At 36.7% G+C, this 15,219-nt stretch carries 19 protein-coding genes; 10 read left to right on the top strand and 9 right to left on the bottom strand.

Annotation, left to right across the window (positions count from 1 at the left end; genetic code table 11):
* Positions 1-81 precede the first annotated feature (81 nt).
* Positions 82-1,119 (bottom strand): low-specificity L-threonine aldolase, encoded by a 1,038-nt coding sequence (ltaE, locus tag A8F95_RS15250; RefSeq protein WP_065411290.1) that lies wholly within the window; start codon positions 1,117-1,119, stop codon positions 82-84.
* Between the two features lie 246 nt (positions 1,120-1,365).
* On the bottom strand, positions 1,366-1,764 hold the full coding sequence (locus A8F95_RS15245) for a YkvA family protein (RefSeq protein ID WP_065411289.1): 399 nt from the start codon (positions 1,762-1,764) through the stop codon (positions 1,366-1,368).
* A 211-nt stretch (positions 1,765-1,975) separates the two neighbouring features.
* Between A8F95_RS15245 and A8F95_RS15240 the strand changes: the two genes are divergently transcribed.
* Entirely contained in the window at positions 1,976-2,221 is a 246-nt protein-coding gene (locus tag A8F95_RS15240) for a hypothetical protein (RefSeq protein WP_065411288.1), read from the top strand.
* Between the two features lie 122 nt (positions 2,222-2,343).
* A complete protein-coding gene (locus A8F95_RS22150; RefSeq protein ID WP_342669961.1) occupies positions 2,344-2,514 on the top strand; it encodes a YfhD family protein in 171 nt (56 codons plus the stop codon).
* A gap of 506 nt (positions 2,515-3,020) precedes the next feature.
* On the opposite strand, the gene A8F95_RS15235 is transcribed toward A8F95_RS22150, so the two are convergent.
* Both A8F95_RS15235 and A8F95_RS15230 read right to left on the bottom strand, forming a co-directional pair.
* On the bottom strand, positions 3,021-3,551 hold the full coding sequence (locus A8F95_RS15235; protein ID WP_065411287.1) for a GNAT family N-acetyltransferase: 531 nt from the start codon (positions 3,549-3,551) through the stop codon (positions 3,021-3,023).
* Positions 3,552-3,809: 258 nt separating this feature from the next.
* Positions 3,810-4,724, bottom strand: a complete 915-nt coding sequence (locus A8F95_RS15230; RefSeq protein ID WP_065411286.1) for a class I SAM-dependent methyltransferase — start codon at positions 4,722-4,724, stop codon at positions 3,810-3,812.
* Positions 4,725-4,988: 264 nt separating this feature from the next.
* Here A8F95_RS15230 and A8F95_RS15225 point away from each other — a divergent pair, with 264 nt between their 5' ends.
* Positions 4,989-5,861, top strand: a complete 873-nt coding sequence (locus A8F95_RS15225; RefSeq protein WP_065411285.1) for a YitT family protein — start codon at positions 4,989-4,991, stop codon at positions 5,859-5,861.
* Between the two features lie 367 nt (positions 5,862-6,228).
* Positions 6,229-6,375, top strand: coding sequence for a hypothetical protein (locus tag A8F95_RS22620; RefSeq protein ID WP_176713725.1), 147 nt, complete (start codon positions 6,229-6,231; stop codon positions 6,373-6,375).
* Positions 6,376-6,683: 308 nt separating this feature from the next.
* On the opposite strand, the gene A8F95_RS15215 is transcribed toward A8F95_RS22620, so the two are convergent.
* The 4 genes from A8F95_RS15215 to A8F95_RS15200 all read right to left on the bottom strand — a co-directional run bounded on the left by A8F95_RS15215 (position 6,684) and on the right by A8F95_RS15200 (position 9,721).
* Complete coding sequence (locus tag A8F95_RS15215; RefSeq protein WP_065411284.1) at positions 6,684-6,875, bottom strand: hypothetical protein; 192 nt, start codon at positions 6,873-6,875, stop codon at positions 6,684-6,686.
* 217 nt (positions 6,876-7,092) lie between these two features.
* A complete protein-coding gene (locus A8F95_RS15210; protein WP_176713724.1) occupies positions 7,093-7,326 on the bottom strand; it encodes a hypothetical protein in 234 nt (77 codons plus the stop codon).
* A gap of 449 nt (positions 7,327-7,775) precedes the next feature.
* Entirely contained in the window at positions 7,776-7,961 is a 186-nt protein-coding gene (locus A8F95_RS15205) for a type Z 30S ribosomal protein S14 (protein ID WP_065411282.1), read from the bottom strand.
* Positions 7,962-8,164: 203 nt separating this feature from the next.
* Positions 8,165-9,721, bottom strand: coding sequence for a DHA2 family efflux MFS transporter permease subunit (locus tag A8F95_RS15200; protein ID WP_141676281.1), 1,557 nt, complete (start codon positions 9,719-9,721; stop codon positions 8,165-8,167).
* A gap of 88 nt (positions 9,722-9,809) precedes the next feature.
* Between A8F95_RS15200 and A8F95_RS15195 the strand changes: the two genes are divergently transcribed.
* The 6 genes from A8F95_RS15195 to A8F95_RS15170 all read left to right on the top strand — a co-directional run bounded on the left by A8F95_RS15195 (position 9,810) and on the right by A8F95_RS15170 (position 14,347).
* On the top strand, positions 9,810-10,355 hold the full coding sequence (locus A8F95_RS15195; RefSeq protein ID WP_065411280.1) for a TetR/AcrR family transcriptional regulator: 546 nt from the start codon (positions 9,810-9,812) through the stop codon (positions 10,353-10,355).
* Positions 10,356-10,711: 356 nt separating this feature from the next.
* Positions 10,712-11,605, top strand: a complete 894-nt coding sequence (locus A8F95_RS15190) for a DMT family transporter (RefSeq protein WP_065411279.1) — start codon at positions 10,712-10,714, stop codon at positions 11,603-11,605.
* Between the two features lie 213 nt (positions 11,606-11,818).
* A complete protein-coding gene (locus A8F95_RS15185; protein ID WP_065411278.1) occupies positions 11,819-12,028 on the top strand; it encodes a hypothetical protein in 210 nt (69 codons plus the stop codon).
* Positions 12,029-12,099: 71 nt separating this feature from the next.
* Positions 12,100-12,477: an SET domain-containing protein gene (locus A8F95_RS15180; RefSeq protein WP_065411277.1), complete on the top strand. Its 378-nt coding sequence runs from the start codon at positions 12,100-12,102 to the stop codon at positions 12,475-12,477.
* 352 nt (positions 12,478-12,829) lie between these two features.
* Complete coding sequence (locus A8F95_RS15175) at positions 12,830-13,837, top strand: MBL fold metallo-hydrolase (protein WP_065411276.1); 1,008 nt, start codon at positions 12,830-12,832, stop codon at positions 13,835-13,837.
* A 132-nt stretch (positions 13,838-13,969) separates the two neighbouring features.
* Entirely contained in the window at positions 13,970-14,347 is a 378-nt protein-coding gene (locus tag A8F95_RS15170) for a hotdog domain-containing protein (protein WP_065411275.1), read from the top strand.
* Between the two features lie 234 nt (positions 14,348-14,581).
* Here A8F95_RS15170 and A8F95_RS15165 read toward each other — a convergent pair whose 3' ends face one another.
* The gene (locus A8F95_RS15165; RefSeq protein ID WP_176713723.1) at positions 14,582-15,115 is read right to left on the bottom strand and encodes a DUF2306 domain-containing protein; all 534 of its coding nucleotides are present in this window, start codon (positions 15,113-15,115) and stop codon (positions 14,582-14,584) included.
* Between the last annotated feature and the right edge of the window lie 104 nt (positions 15,116-15,219).

Below are 15,219 nucleotides of genomic sequence, written 5' to 3'. Positions count from 1 at the left end.
GTTCGGGCGAACGGTTGGCTGCTTTAGTGTGAATGATTCAATCTTTCAATGAAAGAAAAGAATACCTCTCTCTTGCTATAATCATGAAATAGGCTGGAAGTGTAATATTTTTTGAATGACGAGTAATACTTGATCAATATCTGTTTCGGTAACACTATTGTTCGTAACGAATCGAATTAAATGAGGGCCAAACTCTCCGGCTAACACTCCATTTTCTTTTAATTCGCTTAAGAAAGCCGCTGTCGTTTTATTGGAATGAGCGATATTAATAATGATGATATTCGTTTCAACTTCGCTTTCTAATGTTATGCCTTTAATATTTTGAAGACCCTCAGCAAGCCGTTTGGCGCTTTCGTGATCCTCTTGAAGGCGACCGGCATTTTCTTGAAGGGCAATGATACCGGGTGCAGCTAGAACGCCAACCTGTCTTAAACCGCCGCCGAGGCGTTTACGCCATTTTCGTGCTTTTGAAATAAAAGCGGAGGAACCAGCAATGATTGAGCCTGCGGGCGCTCCTAATCCTTTAGACAGACAAATTTGAACCGTATCAGTTTGTTCTGCGAACTTTTTGACAGGTATACCGGAAGCGACAGAAGCATTGAATAGGCGTGCGCCATCTAAGTGGACAGGTATGCCGTGCCTTTTCGCTATTTGATAAATCGCTTCCATGTTTTCAAGTGGAATCACAGCTCCGCCTGCTTTATTATGCGTATTTTCTAGGCAAATAAGACCTGTTTCCGGTTCATGAACGTCATCCTCCCGAAGGGCTGCTTCCACGTCGCTTGGTTTCATCGCACCGCGATCCCCAGCTAACGTTTTCGTTTGCACACCCGCAAATGCTGACATCGCGGCCGCTTCGTAGAGAAAGATGTGCGATTGGGCTTCCAATATTACTTCTTCACCAGGTTTGCAATGCACCAAACCGGCAATTTGATTTCCCTGAGTTCCGCTTGTGACAAACAAGGCTGCTTCCTTTCCAAGGATCTCTGCCGCAATTTCTTCTAATTTATTGACTGTCGGGTCCTCACCGTAGACGTCATCCCCAACCTCCGCTTCGTACATCGCTTTTCTCATTTTTTCACTCGGTTTTGTCACCGTGTCACTGCGCAAATCTATCATCATAGATCCTCCTATAGTTGAACTTTACATACAGATGTGAAGCGTTCGTTCATCTATCTAGCCATTTAACAAGTTTTATTTTTCACATCCTTTATTCGGAAATTTTACCATATGGAAAGACACTTTTAAACAAAAAACTGAATTATCAAAAAAGGAGAAGAAATGGCTTGAAGAAACAAGATTATGCCAAAATTAATTGGATTGAACAGGTTTGGCGTTTTCATCAGGCAGGTTTTGGGTGTTCTCTCAATAAAAAAGTTTGATTGCTAACCTGTAAAGCCAAACCGCAAGTAAAATCCAAACGAGGATGAAGAGAATACCAACAAACCAGTTTTTAGGTTTTTGGTTCTTTTTCATTTCTTCTGCCGCTGCTCGATTCGCTTCTATGACTTCAGCGGGGATCAACTTTAAAGCGAGCGCAATTCCCATGGGTACAAGGATCAGGTCATCTAAATAACCTAAAATGGGAATAAAATCAGGGATTAAATCAATTGGGCTAAACGCATAGGCAACAACGCAAATAGCTACAGCTTTAGCATACCAAGGGGTTCGATTGTCTTTGTAAGAGAGGTAAAGCACAAATAAATTTTGCTTTAATTTTTTTGCATAGTTTTTCAGTTTAGTGAATGTATTTTCTTCCTTCATAATTGATAAATCCTCCATTGATAATCATTTTAAATGACAAAATGCCTAAAAGAAATAGGAGAATTCAGAACAGCGCATGAAGTATTTTGATTTATAGCGTTAGCTGGTTGTTTAGTTGAGATAAAAGGACTTGTTTTGCATTTGACTACAGGTTACATATTATCGTTTAAAAAATGGATACTAAATTCGAAAGCACAAAGAGGTGATTCGAATGAAAATGTGTCCTTTATGTAATGCATTTAAGGAATTGGAATTGCGCTGTCCGGAGTGCCATTTTCGATTAGACGACATAGGCAAGGTATCCGATTTTTTAGATCCATACGGTCATTACAATGATGAAGAAACGGTAAAGATGGGAGACGGCTATCCTAATACAGCGAAAGATCAGATTTGTCCACATTTAATGTACTGCCATCGTTGCGGGTATGATGCAGTGAAATTTATTCAAGAGGAATAGCTGTTATAGCTTAGATAAATCGCAGCCGCAAATGAAAAACCTTTTATTTAAAGAATGCCTACATCAAAGTGAAGTGACTCAGCCATACTTTTAAAGAACGATATTATTTAAAAGGAGGCTTTATGATGGGAAGAGATGATCATAAAACAGGCGGCAACAACTCAAGTTCTTTGCCACAGACACCAAAAAATTTAAAAATACCTCCTGGCAAAGTGGATGAAGAATTTTCTCGTGAATTAAATGAATTAGATGATTCTAAAGCTAAAAAAGAACGAACAAATCAAAATCGCTAAAATAGCTGATTTGTGAAGGCTCTTTTGATTGTGGAGAACACCGATCCAGTATTCGGTGTTTTTCATTTGTTAAAAATCAAAATTAACCGTTTAAACTTAAATACCAAAAAATTTTAGTAGATAATGTATTGAACATGAGAAGTGGAGATAAGACGGTAAAACCATGTCTTAACGCAAGTATTGGAGAAGAATTTTTCGCTCATGTAATGCTAGACCGCTTTTGAGGTTAGTTTAGAAAGTTCATTTATATAGGTTTTGTATACATTAATCGTTGTGATTGGTTGGGAAGAGAAGTAATTTGCTTTTTCTTCTGTTTGCGTATAGCCGACTGGTTTATTAAAAATCAGTCGGCTTTTTGTGTCATAAAGTAATAAAAGGTCTAACATGAGAAGGTAGTGGCAGCCAAATCAAAAATAGGAAATGAAAAGCCGGCTGCACAATGGGTCAAAGACTATTTAATCATTAACGTAGCCACAATTTGCCTGCAGTTTAGCGAGACAAACATACTAATCTGATTTAAGTCTCGAATACAAATTGAGATCAATGAATTTCCCTTTTACTTTCTCATATTGACGTAACGTTCCCTCGAAAGTAAAGGTTAACTTCTGCAAGACTTTAATGGAGTTGATATTTTCTGGCTCTACTTTCGCTTCAATTCGATTAAAGTTTAAAGAATGAAACGCATGGTCTACTAATGCTGAAACAGCCTCTGGCGCGTATCCTTTACCCCATTGGATTTTAGCGATATCGTATCCGATCTCAGTTTTAGCATTCTCAAAATCCAGAAAGTTGTATCCACAGGAACCGATAATTTGATTAGATTGCTGCTCAATGATTGAGAAACGGACCGCTTTGTTCTCCTGAGACAATTCATCAAGATACATAATGATGTCTTTTGCTTGATCTTCCTCTGTGAAATGATCGATATTCATGAATCGAGTCACATCAGGATCAGACCATATCTTAAACAAGCTAGATGCATCGTCGACAGTCATTTTTCTTAAATATAGCCTTTCAGTATACAATTCTTTCATCAATACTTTTACCTCCGATTGAAGTTTTTGGGGTGGTTAAAAATATTGATATCCGCGCATAGTTCAGTCCCTTCTGATCTTTAAGTGAATGCTATTAAGAAGCTTCTCGAACGTTTTTACATAAGTCTTGTTCAGGTTAATTATAACATAATATGGAATTTGAAGTGTGAGGACCGTTATGTGTTAAAAAAGTAAAGAACCAGTGGATGATGGCAGAACCGCTCAATCACACTGCGTATTGAGCGGCACAGTGTTATTTCGTTATTTTTTTACAGCATGAATGTAATGAATCGTTTCAAACGAAGTTAAATAATCCGTTCTGTGACTAAAAAATTGTTCATTAATTTGCGCAGGTGATAAGTGTTCATAAATGAGTAAACCGATATCCGCTAAGAATCTCTCCATTTCAGTGTAGGAAAAACAGGATTTCATCGGTTCTCCGCTAACAGCGACCATTTGCAGCATATTTTCCACCCTATTTGATAATCCTTTTTCATGGAATAAGGTTTCGTCTGCATAATCAAATACAATCGAGCTGCCTGATGGAAGATTCATAAATAAATGTTGCATGAAATGTTTTAATTCATCCTTAGTTAAATAGTAGGAGACCCCTAACAAACTAAAAAAGGTTTTCTGATATTGAAACCCTTCTTTTACTAATCCTTCGTCAGAAAAGTGTTTAGTAAAATCCATCGGAATGAAGTGAAGATTAGCTGGAATTTTTAGTTGTGCATCGGCCAGTCTTTCTCTTTTAAACGTCTGCATAGAAGGATGGTCGATTTCAAAAATCTCTAGTTTTGTTGCTAGTTCTGGATAACGAAAACAAAAAGTATCTAATCCAGCGCCTAAAATAACGTATTGGCTTAATCCTAATCTCAATTCGTTCATTACAATTCTTTCACAAAAGGCTGCTCGTGCTAAGGGAGTAGGGGAAAGCTGGACCTGTGTAACCCATTTTAAAACCTCTTCTGGATGATGACTAAACTTTTGGGCAATCTCTTTGTTGAACACATGGATGCCTTGAATCATGTTTTCTCTAATCTCTTCAAACTCTTTCTTGGAAATGAGATCTTTTGCAATAAAATCATCAAAAACAATGGGTGAATCATATTGGCTGTGATAAGCACGGCTAAAAGCTGATACTAAGGCAGTTAAACTTCCTGCATTCTGATTCATCTATTTCCGCTCCCTTATAAAACAAAATAAGATTCCCCTGGCCAGGAGAATCTTATTATAGGGCATTATAATTTAATTGTAAATTATAGCATAAATTAAATTTTTTGTCAATTATTTTGACTTTATTTAATCTGATTGAACAGATTGAGAAAGAAAAACGAATGAACAGCGCTGTTTTTTTTAGGGCTAAAATATTTTAGAATATTGAAAGAAGAATTTTATGGTAAATTTAAAAAAGAAAAAATACTGGAAGTGGGGAATTAGATGAGTTCAATGGAAAAGAATAATCCCAATCAATTAAAAATCATGTTACGGGGATTAATGATCATAATAGGAGGATTTATTGCAGCATATGGATTAGAAACAGTATTAATTCCAAACAACGTATCAGATGGAGGGGTGACGGGGCTCAGTATTGTTGGGTCCAAGTTATTCGGATTGCCTTTAGGCGTTCTCATTGCCATTATGAACATTCCTTTTATTTGGCTAGGCTATCAACAAATTGGTAAAAGCTTTGCCATTTATTCGATTGTCGGGATTGCTTCACTAGCCGTTGGCACGAGTCTCATGCATCATATTCCTGCTATTATTGAAGGAGACACTTTATTAGTTACGGTTGTTGGAGGGATTATTCTCGGCTTTGGAATGGGGTTGGCCTTGCGTAATGGCGGAGCATTAGATGGGATTGACATGCTGGCTGTCCTGCTTTCTCGGAAATTACCGTTTGGGACAAGCGATTTCATCCTTTTTTTAAACTTGTTTGTGTTTATTTTTGTATCAACGGTATTTGGTCTGCAGGGGGCTATTCTTTCGGCCATTGCTTATTATATTGCTTCAAAGGTCATTCACATCGTTGAAGAAGGATTAAGCGGATCGAAAACCTTTAAAATTATTACGACTGAACCAGAACTAATGGTAACGACAATACGTGATCGGTTAGGCAGAAGTGCTACATATAATGAAGTGTACGGCGGCTATTCCCATGAAAAGTTTAGGGAAATCACCTGCGTGATTAACCGTTTAGAAGAAAGCAAAATAAAGGAAATCATCCATGAAATTGACGAAGATGCCTTTGTTACGGTATATGACGTAGCAGAGGTAAAAGGCGGCAATTTCAGAAAGCGTAACATCCATTAAATTAAAATTGAAAATAGGTTATTGCTTTGGGAAAAGGCACACGAAGAGAGAGAAATAACTCTCTCTTTTTCATTTTGACGAACAGAAAATAGTGCTTGATCGAGATAAAGATGAAGCTTCCGCCATCAAATATAGGCTGTATCAAATAGTCGTTAGGTATTTAGATTGGATGTTCAGTGAAAAAATGTGAGCAGATAGTTTTGAGGTTCTATTAATTGGGTATATAGGACTGTGTATTCCTAGGAAAAGGAGGTCTATTGTATTATATTAACAATAGAAGAGTAGAGAAGGTACTGGATAGTAGAGTGGGAAAGGATAACTATGAATGGAAGAAGTCAAAGTAAAGCACAAATTTCAAATTGTTTGTATGGACTTGCTTAAGAGTCATCATTTTGATGAATATCCAACAGAGGAACAAATGAAAGAGTTTGTCTATACATACTTTCCTGCATTTCATGCGGAGGGTATTCCAGTTCATTGGAAAGTAGAAAAAGTGTATTTTATTGAAGATTAACCAATAGCTCCACAAAAAATAAGGGCACTAAAACTCTAAGGCAGTGCACAGCTGCTTTATTGTTTGGTGCCCTTTTTATAATAATCTAAAAAACAAGAACCATACTAGCGTTCGAAAAATGATAATTTGCTTAGGTTTTTCTAGAGCTTGGTCTTTTTCATTTATGAAATATACTTTCCTGTATACTCTGCTGATGTAATTAAGCTAAGAGCAGACAAGGCTTTTGATTTTTGAATAGATTAGCAGTACAGCATATGAAGTAAAGACTCATTAGCAGAGCCCTGCTAAAAAGCAGGACCCATCCTAATCTATGGCTTTAATCGCTGCTGGCTTATCCACCAGTCAATGTGATCTAGATTAAAAATGAAGGTGCTTTGGAATGCTCTATGATGTGGCAGTTCTCGGTTTAATATTAGATCCTTAATTCTTTCTTCAGTAAGCGGAAAGTTTACTGAAGAAAGGTAAGCGATTAAGTTTTCGATGCCATAAATTTTTCTCATTTCATCCCCTCCCATCAAGACTTCTCTGTTGCAGAAAAGCGAACGAAAGAACTCTTAGTGGTAGTTGTGAAATGAGACAAGTTTGTTATCTTATACCCGTTTTTCTGGTGAATATTCTTTTCATACTATGAGCAGAAGAAATAAAGGCAGTATTTAATTGGGTACTTTAATAGGGTTGCAGCTCCGAATTTTATTAGAAGCAGGAAATTTCTTTAGCCTATGAGGGTGTTTTAACATGAGAGTGTATAGCTTCTTCTATTGCTAAAGCGGTAGAATCCACGTCGCTGTGAGTTTCAATAGCAGCTGGTTCTAAATAAGTTATCTCAAACATGTTGTTTTCTTTTTTATAGCTTACAGAGAGTATTGTTTTTTGATTTTTGGAAACAGTTTGGGTAATTTGACTGTTGCCATAAAACATCATAGTTTTTAACATGTTCTTTATATGATCCAAAGACATGGCAATGATCGTCCTTTCCTTATGACAAAAGAAGTGATTCTATATTACTTTTTTAATCATTATAATTTGTATCTTTTTCCGTGTATATGGAAATTTTAATGACGTTTTTTACTTTTTTGTAACGTTGCGTAAAAAGAGGTAACGGATGTTTAAAGAAAGAGGAAAATGTTACATATAGGCACAATTAGTTAAAAAGTTCATGACTGCAGCAATGAATAACTAGGACTGTCTAAAGAAGTTGAAGGGAGAATAAAAAAGCAATAGATGTTTGAGCTGTTATCATATGTCTTGCTCTTCACTATGAAACAAAGCTTTATAAAAAGTTTGATATCAGAATATATATCGCTTTGATGAGGATCATGCTTATTCTAATTATTTGTGTGTTACTAAAAATCTACATTTGTTTTAAAAAAGAAGCCTCCTAAACCGGGGGCTTTTTTTGATTACCAGCTTGCTTTCTTTACTCCAGGAATTTGTCCTTTATAGGCAAGTTCCCTAAAGCAAATACGGCAAAGCTTAAATTTGCGATAAACAGAATGCGGTCTTCCACATTTCTCACAACGTGTATATTCTTGAACTTTATATTTAGCTGTACGTTTTTGCTTAGCAATCATAGACTTTTTAGCCACGTTAAAACCTCCTTTACAATTAAAAATAGGAGACGATTCTTATTATAACCTAATAACTATTCTAATTGTATAGGCGTCTGCTGGTAATTAGAATAAGTCTATCTCGTTTTATAGGTATAAAATAAAGCGTACCCGAAAAGCCTCAGATATGCTTTCATTTTCAATCTACTGAACAAGGATGTTAGATCAATCTGTTATAATGACTAACTTTGACTTTTTTGGACGACAGCCTTTTCGGGCATGCTTTTTTGTATGGCTGTTTTCTTCGGCATAAAACATGAAAATAGTAATGCTACAAAAGAAAAGACTAACATAAATACATAGGCATGACTTGAGCCAAAGATCGAAGCCAATTTTGCAAGCTGTGCAGCTGTCATGCTTTTATTTTCCATAGATAACTCAGCAGCATGTGGGGTTGCTTGAATCGTATACACGGTGACCACAACGGCTGTGCCGATAGCACCCGCTAATTGACGAATGGTATTATTGACGGCTGAACCATGTGAACCTAATTCTCTTGGCAAAGCATTCAACCCAGCTGTATTTAAAGGCATAGAAATGAAGCTTAAGCCAATTCGTAAAATAATGGTACGAGCCATTAAATATACATAAGTTGTGGATTCGGTTAGGCCAATGACTCCCCACATGGAGACAATGACAAACAGTAATCCTGTAATAAAGAGTGGTTTAGCACCGTGCTTATCATACATTTTACCTGTGACAGGGGATAAGAAGGCATTAACTATAGCTCCAGGCAATAAAAGTAACCCCGCTTCAAATGCTGTAAAACCTCGTCCATTTTGCAAGTAAATGGGCAGAAGAATTAAATCTGCATACATAATCATCGTAATGAGCACATTGATGAACGATGTGAGAGTAAAAACCTTATACTTAAATACGTGTAAATTTAATAATGGATCGTTAGCTTTCATTTGACGTAAACAGAATAGAGCTGTCACAATGATGCCGACAACAATAGTGGTAATAACTATAGGGTTATCCCATCCCTTGCTTCCCGCGCTGCTAAACCCAAATAACATGCAGCCAAACCCGATCGTTGATAATAGGACGCTTGTGATATCTAATTTTGCTTTTGTTGTTTCTGCCACATTCATTAAATAGTTGAAAGCAAGAACAATGACAATGCATAAAAATGGGATTAATCCAATAAACAACCATCTCCAGGAAACATATTCAATAATAAAGCCAGATAATGTAGGAGCGATGGCTGGTGCAAAAATTATGGCAAAGCCGATTGTCCCCATAACACTTCCACGCTTCTCGCTAGGATATAAATATAAAATAACGGTCATCATGAGAGGCATAATAATGCCGGCACCAATGGCTTGAATCATTCTTCCTGTTAACAAAACGCCAAAATTTATCGCACAAGCACAAAGTACAGACCCGATAAGTAAAAAGACCATTGAGCTAATAAATAGCTGTCTTGTTGTAAAACGTTTCATTAAAAATGCCGTAATAGGCACTAAAACACCATTTACTAGCATGAAGCCTGTTGACAGCCATTGGACGGTTGCAGGCGTTACATGAAATACATCCATGAAATCACTCAATGCCACATTTAATAAAGTCTGATTTAGCGTCGATAAAAAGCAGCCGGCGATCAGAACAATTAGTAAGATCTTTTTATTTCTTTCCGTTATCTCCTTCACCATTTGTAAACTCCTTTTTTCCAGACTTGAATTCTCAACACTGTGTCGATAAAATTCATAGTAACAAACACTATTTGCCTTGACCATGAACAGTTTTATTGAAAATGTTCACTAATCTACATAGAAAATGCCGGTTGTTGAGAAAGTCAAAGGAAAATCGATAAAGGAGCATAAAATGTCTACATCTAAAAAAGAAGATCCGCGTACCATTCGTTCAAGAGAAATGTTTAAAGAGGCTGTTTTCTCTCTCTTAAGAGAAGATGCCGCTTTATCTAATTTAACGGTTCAGAAAGTGGCAGCCAGAGCAGGGTTAAATCGGACAACGTTTTACTTACACTATCAGGATATTCAAGATTTACTTACACAGATCACGGATGCGATTTTAAAGGAGCTATCTGATAAAATTGTTGCTTTCATCCATTTGGAAGACTTGTCAGAAAAACAGCAGCTAACACAATTACTAGATTATTTATATAGCAATAGAGATTACCTGCTTACGTTATTCAATATTAATCAATTTGAGGAGCAATTGTTTTTATTGCTCAAGCAGTTGGTAGAAACAAGAAGGAAGAATAGTAAAGCGAATTTGCCTGATGATTATGTTGCAATTGATATTAAGACAGCTTCATTAGTAGGCATCATTATGTGGTGGATCAAGAAGGGACTGCATTTTAGTTCAGATTATATCGCTAATCAAATTCATTTAATGTATAAAGTCTGATGATTCTAAATCAGTGATCAATGGGTTCCTTTATAGCTTTAATCTTTGCTGTAACATTCTTTTACAGATGCGTTGATCTGAGGAAGAGTAAGGTCCTTTTAGTTAAAGTTGCTTAGCTAATGGTTCAGTGTTATGGACTAAGTATGCATGAAGTAATCTTACTAATGGAAATATGTTAAAATTAAGAAAATACAAATAGGAGGATGAAGTAATGAGATTGTATTTAGATATTTTTGAAAATGACCAGCCAGCTATTCATTCCTAAGTCGAGGGATGAATAGTTAAGTTGAACATCATGCCTCGTCTTAGGGAACGTTCTATTAAAATTCCCTTTTACAGAGACGGAGGTATTATAAATGAAACAAAATTTAATTGGAGCACTTTGTTTATCGTTAGCCGCCAGTATGTGGGGCGGCATGTATGTAGTCAGTAAATATGTATTAGAGTATATCCCACCTTTAACGTTAGTGTGGATGCGGTATGTGATAGCGTTTGTTGTTTTGTTTGCTGTATTAAAAATAGTTCATATAAAAAAGGGCCAGCGAACAGTGATTAAGAAAAGGGATTGGTTACTGCTAGCTTGGATTGGTTTCATAGGTTACTTCGTATCCATTGCCTTCCAGTTTATTGGCACGAAGTTATCTGATGCACACACGGGCGCTTTAATTACATCAGCTACACCAGCTTTTATTGTCGTCTTTGCAAGAGTTATATTAAAGGAAAAACTGACCGTTAGAAAGATTGCCTCTGTTTTATTAGCAACAGTTGGTGTGATTGTTGTCATCGGTTGGGATACAAAGGTAGGAAGCTATTTAACAGGAAGTATCGTACTAGTGGGGGCTGCCGTCACTTGGGCGTTATTATCTATCTATGTAAAGGTTGCTTCTAAACGTTTGTCCTCATTAACCATAACGACTTATGCTGTATTATTTGCCCTTTTATTTACTACGCCCGCCATGATATGGGAACTTCAATCGCATCCTATACAGAATCAAAACGTGTTTATTATTTTAGGAGTTCTTTATCTTGGGATCGTTTCAACTGCTGGGGCATTTTTTCTTTGGAATAAAGGGATGGATTTAATGGATGCTGGAATCGGTTCATTGTTTTTCTTTTTCCAGCCGCTGGTCGGTTCTTTTTTAGGCTGGCTCTTGTTAAAAGAAGAGTTGGATGTGAACTTTTTTATTGGTGGTTTCTTCATTATGATAGGTGTTATGGTCGTCACCGTACAAAAGAAAAGATCCATATAGAAGCAGGAGGGCAGAATGTTCTGTCCTCTTTTGCCATTCAACTAACATTTAGTACAATAGAGGATGTATTAAGACGCTAACATAACGATCTATTTCATTGTACGACAGCTCATGATATAATGAGAAACTTAGGATTATTATGACTTTGGCTCATAATTGAACGGATGCCTAGAAAAGCCTCCGCCTAGCAATAAAAGATGGAGGTGTAAGCGAATGAATAAACGATGGACAATCGGTAAAATTAAGGAATTTGTTGAGAACAACTCGGAAAGCGAGCTGCTAACGACGGAATATCACGGTTTCTCTCAAAAGTTACAATTTAAATGTGCATGTGGCAGCCAATTTGAAAAAACATTTACGAAATTTAAAAATAATCACCAACGAAAATGTGATGTATGCCAGCCGCCCAAAGCGTCACGTTAAGGCATTTGGCGGCGGATGAACATGAATGTTACAGTTAGAAAGAATATTTTAAAAGTGAGTAGGCGAACAATATGATTGAAGTGAAAACATCCCCAATAAGTGACGGAGAGTTCAATAGAGGAGTATTTGCTACACGCGATATCAAAAAAGGCGAGCTTTTCCATGAAGCACCGGTCATCTCTTATCCAAATGACCAACATCAACACATTGAGAAAACTTTACTTGCTGATTACGCTTTTGAGTATGGGATCAATCATTCTGCGATCCTTCTTGGTTATGGAATGTTGTTTAACCATTCTTATGAACCTAATGCAACGTATGAGATTAATTTTGAAAATCACACATTTGACTTCTATGCTTACACAGATATCAAAGCAGGAGATGAGATTCTCATTAATTATAACGGCGATGTTGATGACAAAGAGCAATTATGGTTCAATCAGGACTAAAAAAGATAGCGAAAATCAGGTCTTTGCTTTTAATTGAAAATACCTATCTTTGCTAATAATTCTTAGCCTTGTTTTCTAGAGAGGCTAACCATTATTAAAGTTCTCGTTTAAACGAACAGGTGCTTTAGTGCAGTGAGATCCATTAAATTAAAACGAAAATCCCCTGGATGGTCATGTCTTCAGTGGGGTTTTTTGTTTTTATTTATTTTGTTCGTACGAAAACAAAAATTGCGGTAGACATGCGACAGAATGGAGAAGCTGAAAAACATTTTCTGAAATCTGATTGGTGGTTATATTCTAAATATTCACTCAATTATGTATAATGATAATTGAATTTAAGGAGGAGTAGCTTTTGAAAAAATACAATATTATTTTTTTGGAAAGAACATTTCCGAGTGCAAACATGATCCTTATTAAGGATGAACTCCCGGTTCTAATTGATACTGGCTTCGGGAGTGATGCAGAAGAAACAGAGCAATTAATTAGAGAAGCAGGCGTTTCACCCGAAGAATTACCTCTTATAGTGAACACGCATTATCATAGTGATCATGTAGGAGGTAATTATCATCTGCAAAAAAATTACGGTGTTACAATCGCTGCCCATAAATGGGATGCCCACTTAATTAATTCTTGTGACCGTGAAGCCTGTAGTGCAGAATGGTTAGATCAACCTATAGAACCCTATCAAGTTGATATCATGCTGTCTGATAACGATGAGATTGAGACTGGAAGCAGCAGCTTGAAAGTCCTGCACACACCGGGACATACGTTAGGGCATCTTTCTTTATATGAGCCTGAAGAAGAAATATTAATTTGCGGGGATCTCTTTCACAACAATGATATTGGATGGTTAAATATCTTTCGAGAGGGGGTTGCATCTATCCAACGATCGATGGAAAGTTTGGAGCGGTTGTCTAAGCTTCGAATTCAAAAGGCCTATTCAGGTCATGGACCTTACATAGAGAATCCTAGTGCTTCGATTGATGCAGCAAGGGCGCGGTTCGACAAGTGGCTTAAGGCACCAGAAAAGGTATCGTGGCATGCCTGCAAGAGGATTTTTGCATTTACCTTAATGATTAAAAATGGATTGGCAAAGGAAGAAATCAATCCATACTTACTAAAATGTGGTTGGTTCCAAGATTTTGCACGCTGCTCTTTTCAGCTTCAGCCAGAAGAATTTATTCAAATTCTGCTTGATGAAATGATTCGTTCCGGAGCAGCCAGTTGGCACAATAATCATTTAATCGCTGCTGCTCCATATAAAGCCCCCCAAGAGAAATGGATAAATAAAAATATAAAGCCGAAAGATTGGAACTCTCAAATAGTTTCTTCGATGACCCAATCAGTTGGAAATGAATGAAAAATGTTGAATTCCGCCTGGCAGCCATAATCTGTTTTAACGGAGAAGAATAGTTGAATATTATTATAATCTTTCCACCATCCACAGTAGGATCGGCCATGCAGGATAAAACTTTTGGGGAGGAGATTTGATATGTCGTTAAAAGTAGGAGATATCATTACATTCGAACGGACTTTTACAGTAAGGGATGTAGAATTATTTACAGAGATCTCAGGTGATGAAGGGATTCATCATATTGCCCCAGATGAACAGGGAAGACTTGTCGTCCAAGGGTTGTTAACGGCAACTTTGCCAACAAAAGTAGGTGGGGATCATAATGTGCTGGCTCGTAATATGAATTTTGAATTTTTAAGACCCGTGTTTACGGGGGATACGATAATTTGTAGGGTTAAAATTGAAAAATATGAAAGACAAGAAAATAATAGAACAGCTATTGCTTCGTCTTTTTTATGTGAAAATCAGAATGGAAAAGAAGTATTAAAAGGAGATTTTTCCGGTGTTATCCTTTAAACTTTTATTTTTTCTCCAACTAATGAAGTTTGAGAGTAATAGAGTTTGTTAAAATAATCACTCCCTCTTCACCATTTAATCAGATGAAGAGGGAGTGGAGATAACAAAAATGAGTTTTATTGACTATAAAGAGAGAGGCTTTTGTTAAAAAACTATTGCAGGATGAGATAGTAAGTATTCCGGATTGCTTTGATCATAACGAAGATCTAGTAAAGAAAAACTTCTTTCGAACTTTCATCGTACCAACGAATGATGTGATAAAGATTGTGTCTCTCCTTTCTTTCTTTTCCATTCAACAAAAAGAAGGTTTAAAGCAATAGAAAGGTAAACCGCTATTGGAAAACTAATGGCGAGATCTAAAAAAGCGGAGAATGGAATGACAACGATTCTAAAGGAAACAAAGACCCATGTGATAGCATAACTTCTAAGAATCCATGTTTTATGCGATGATATTCTTTTTTGAAAGCCCCTAAGGACTCCCATAGCGGTTGTTCCAAGCCAAAAAGCATTCAACACAAGGAAGGCAATCATAGATGACCGGCCACCTGTCGAAAAGAGAGAAATATATGGAACCAATAATACATTGATGAAAATGGTGAATCCATAAATCTTCCCTAAGTTCCGATGCAGCTTTGGATTTTGACGACTCGTTTTAGTTAATTGAAATGGACCGAGGGCCAATGCAATTGCCCCCAGTATAATATGAGGATAGAACAAGGCTTTCCAAATGGACAAATTAAAGTTTTCGTCTTCCACTTTTCCTTTCATTATCTGCGCACCTTCAGTCCCAATAATAAAATACATTACGACTATATAGGCGCTGAATAGTAGGACAGTCATATAAAGTCCCATTATAGACCAATTTAACTTTT

The sequence above is a fragment of the Pseudobacillus wudalianchiensis genome, assembly GCF_001685015.1.
Classification (GTDB): Bacteria; Bacillota; Bacilli; order Bacillales; family Domibacillaceae; genus Pseudobacillus; species Pseudobacillus wudalianchiensis.
Note: the sequence above shows the minus strand (reverse complement) of the source record. Positions and strands in the feature narration are given on the sequence as shown.